The sequence below is a fragment of the Streptomyces sp. ADMS genome (assembly GCF_033441795.1).
Lineage (GTDB): Bacteria > Actinomycetota > Actinomycetes > Streptomycetales > Streptomycetaceae > Streptomyces.
Genome location: NZ_JAVFVX010000235.1, coordinates 1 through 4041, shown reverse-complemented (window position 1 = coordinate 4041; position 4041 = coordinate 1). Strand labels below are relative to the sequence as shown.

The window sequence follows — 4041 nt, the reverse complement described above, 5'->3', positions numbered from 1 at the left end:
ACTCGGCCGGCAACACCTGGGCGCCGGAGGCCTACTACGACGAGCAGCTCGGCTCCTACGTCGTCTTCTGGGCCTCGAAGCTGTACGACAACGCCGACCACTCCGGCAGCACGTACAACCGCATGATGTACGCGACGACCCGTGACTTCCGCACCTTCAGCGAGCCCAAGGTGTGGGTCGACCGCGGCTACTCGGTCATCGACTCCACGGTCATCCAGCACGACGGCACGTACTTCCGCCTCTCCAAGGACGAGCGGAACAATTCCTCCGACAGCCCCAACAGCAAGTTCATCTTCGAGGAGAAGAGCGACACGCTGCGCAACCTGTCCTGGACCGCCGTCACCGAGGGCATCGGCAAGGGCGAGATGAACGCCGCCGAGGGCCCGTTGGTGTTCAAGTCGAACACCGAGGAGAAGTGGTACGCGTTCCTCGACGAGTTCGGCGGGCGCGGCTACATCCCCTTCGAGACGACGGATCTGGCCTCCGGCGTCTGGACCCCGTCCACCGACTACGACCTGCCGTCAAAGCCCCGCCACGGAACGGTACTTCCGGTCACCCAGGCCGAGTACGACCGGCTCCTGAAGACCTACCAGCCGGACCAGATCATCACGAGCGCCGAGGACGTCAGGGTCGAGACGCGTATCGGTGACGCCCCGGTCCTGCCGGCCACCGTCATCGCCGAGTCCGCGGACGGTGTGAAGCGGCCCGTCGCCGTCACCTGGGAGGACGTGGCCGAGTCGCAGTACGCGCAGGCCGGCACCTTCACGGTGAAGGGCGACCTGGCGGGCGACTCGGCAATCGAGGTCAGCGCCGAGGTCACGGTCTCCGCCGAGGGCCCGGACGTCCCGGCCGACCTGCTCCTGCGCTACGACTTCGACGAGACCGGCGGCAGCATCGCCCGTGACTCCAGCGGCCACGGCTACCACGGCACCTACGTCCGTACGCCCGACTTCGGGACCGGCGTCGACGGCGGCTCGTTCAAGATGTCCGGCGGCAACAGCAGTTCCAGCTCGCCGTATGTGAAGATCCCCAACGGGGTCCTGAAGGACACGGACAGCGTCACCGTCTCCACATACGTCAAGTGGAAGGGCGGCGGCAACTTCCAGTGGCTGTTCGGACTCGGCCCCGACAGCAACAAGTACCTGTTCGCCACGCCCTCCAACGGCGGCGGCAAGCTGTTCTCCGCGATCACCAAGGCCACCTGGTCCGGTGAGAAGCAGATGATCGGCGGCTCCCAGCTCACCCAGGGCGAGTGGAAGCACGTCACCGTCACCCTGGACGGCGCGACCGAGACGGCGATCCTCTATGTGGACGGTGCCGAGGCGGCCCGCGTCAACGGTGTCACCACCAAGCCCTCCGACCTGTACGACCCGGCGAAGGACTACTCCGGCTACATCGGCAAGTCCATGTACTCCCCGGACCCGTACTTCGGTGGCGAGGTCGACGACTTCCGGATCTACAACCGGGCCCTGACGCCCGCCGAGGTCCTGGAACTCGGCGGCAACACCACCGGGATCGCCGCGGCGACCCACCCGGCGCTCAAGGTCGACGCGATCATCAACGACAAGGACAGCAAGGTCGTCCTGCCGCTCAACCCGGGCAGTGATGTCACCGCCCTGGCACCGGAGTTCACCCTGGCCAACGGCGCGGTCATCAGCCCCGCCTCCGGCACCCTGCACGACTTCACCGAGCCGGTGAAGTACGAGGTCACCGGCTCGGACGGCGAGAAGCGCACCTGGACGGTGTCCGCCGTGGAGATGAAGAGCCCGGTGCTGCCGGGCCTGAACGCGGACCCGAACATCGTCAGGTTCGGCGACACCTTCTACGTCTACCCGACCACCGACGGCTTCGAGGGCTGGAGCGGTACGCAGTTCAAGGCGTACTCCTCCACGGACCTGGTCCACTGGAAGGACCACGGCGTCATCCTCGACCTCGGCCCCGACGTCAGCTGGGCCGACAGCCGCGCCTGGGCGCCGGCCATGGAGGAGAGAAACGGCAAGTACTACTTCTACTTCTGCGCGGACGCGAACATCGGCGTGGCGGTGTCGGACTCCCCGACGGGCCCCTTCAAGGACGCCCTGGGCAAGCCACTGCTGAAGGCCGGTGACTACACGGGCCAGATGATCGACCCGGCGGTCTTCAACGACGACGACGGCACGTCGTACCTCTACTGGGGCAACGGCCGCGCCTACGTCGTCCCGCTCAACGACGACATGATCTCCTTCGACGCGTCGAAGGTCACCAACATCACGCCGAGCAACTACAACGAGGGCGCGTTCGTCGTCAAGCGCCAGGGCACCTACTACTTCATGTGGTCGGAGAACGACACCCGGGACGAGAACTACCAGGTGGCCTACGCGACCGGTTCCTCACCCACGGGACCCTGGACCAAGCACGGTGTGATCCTGGAGAAGGACCTCTCCCTGGGCATCAAGGGCCCCGGCCACCACTCGGTGGTCAGCGTCCCGAACACCGACGACTGGTACATCGCCTACCACCGCTTCGCGATCCCCGGCGGCGACGGCACGCACCGTGAAACGACCATCGACAAGCTGGAGTTCGACGCCGACGGTCTGATCAAGAAGGTCGTCCCGACCCTGTCGAGCATCGAACCCGTGACCATCGTCCGCGCGGGCGCCGACACAACGGGCCAGGAGGGCAGCGCGATCCCGCTCACGGGCTCGATCTCGGGGGCGGGCACGCCGAGTTGGAGCGTGGCGGCGAACACCCCCTGCACGTTCTCCAGCAGGACCACGATCCCGGCGTCCCTCACCTGCACGGACGACGGCACCTACGAGGTCACGCTGACGGGAGGCCGCAGCAGGGACACACTGACGGTGACGGTCAGCAACGCGCCCCCGTCGATCACCTCGGCACGGGGCCCGAAGACCCCGGTCCCGGCGGGCAAGCGCACTCCGGTCCGCCTCTCGGCGAAGTTCACCGACCCGGGGCGCTCCGACACCCACACCTGCAGGATCGACTGGAAGGACGGCACCACTCCGACGTCCGGCAGGGTCACGGGCGGCACCTGTGAGGGGAGCCACGCCTACCTGTCGGCGGGCATACTCCGCCCGACGATCACGGTGACGGACGACGACGGTGCCTCGGCCACCGTCCAGCTCCCCGAGCTGGTCGTGTACAACCCCGAGGCCGGCCGCGCTGCGGGCACCGGCGTGATCCCGTCCCGGCCGGGCGCCTACCCGGCCCACCCGACGCTGACCGGCAAGGCGGCCTTCTCCTTCGGAGCCTCCTACCGGAAGGGCGCCACGGTCCCGACGGGCAAGGCGACCTTCGACTTCCCGGCGCGCGGGAAGTCCAAGGCAGGCGTTCGGTTCCGCGCCACGTCCAACGACTGGCTGGTGGTGGCGGGCTCCAAGGCGGTGTACCAGGGTTCCGGCACGGTCAACGGCGTGGGCGGCTACGCCTTCCGCGTCACTGCGACGGACAAGCCGGACACGTTCCGCATCCGGATCTGGAAGAAGTCCACGGGCGACGTCGTGTACGACAACCGCACGGGGACTGCGGCCAAGGGCATCGTCATAGGCCGATAGGCCTGATGGACCGGTAGCGCCGAACACAGGGGCGCGCACACCGAGTTGGGCCTGACCGCCCGCTCGATGTGCGCGCCCTCGCTTTTCCGCGCCCACCCCCTCCACATACGCCTGTCCGGGTTCTGGAAGGCGCGTGGGTCACGGTCGACGTGGCCAACCCGCCCTGCTTCGAGGACCAGCCCGTCATGGGCTTCTTCCGCGCGCGCCCCCTGCTCCATCGTCCACGCCACCCGGTTCTCCGAGTTCATGAACGGGATCGCGGACATGCCGCCCGCGGCGACACCGTGCGTCTGGGCCCTGCAGGATCCGGCCCGTCCACTCCGGTGCCGAGCTGCGGGACACCACGCTCGTCCCGGCAGCGGACGTAGGCAGAGAAAGACCGAGGGGCTGTCTCGGATCACTCCGAAAACAGCCCCTCGATCCACGACTCTCACGAGTCGGGACGACAGGATTTGAACCTGCGACCCCTTGACCCCCAGTCAAGTGCGCT

General features: G+C 67.7%; 1 protein-coding gene. It reads left to right on the top strand.

Going from position 1 to position 4041, the window contains the following annotated elements; all coding sequences use genetic code 11:
- Positions 1-3551 (top strand): family 43 glycosylhydrolase (locus RB628_RS39645; protein ID WP_318325502.1); only part of this gene is annotated, 3551 nt, incomplete at its 5' end.
- Positions 3552-4041 lie beyond the last annotated feature (490 nt).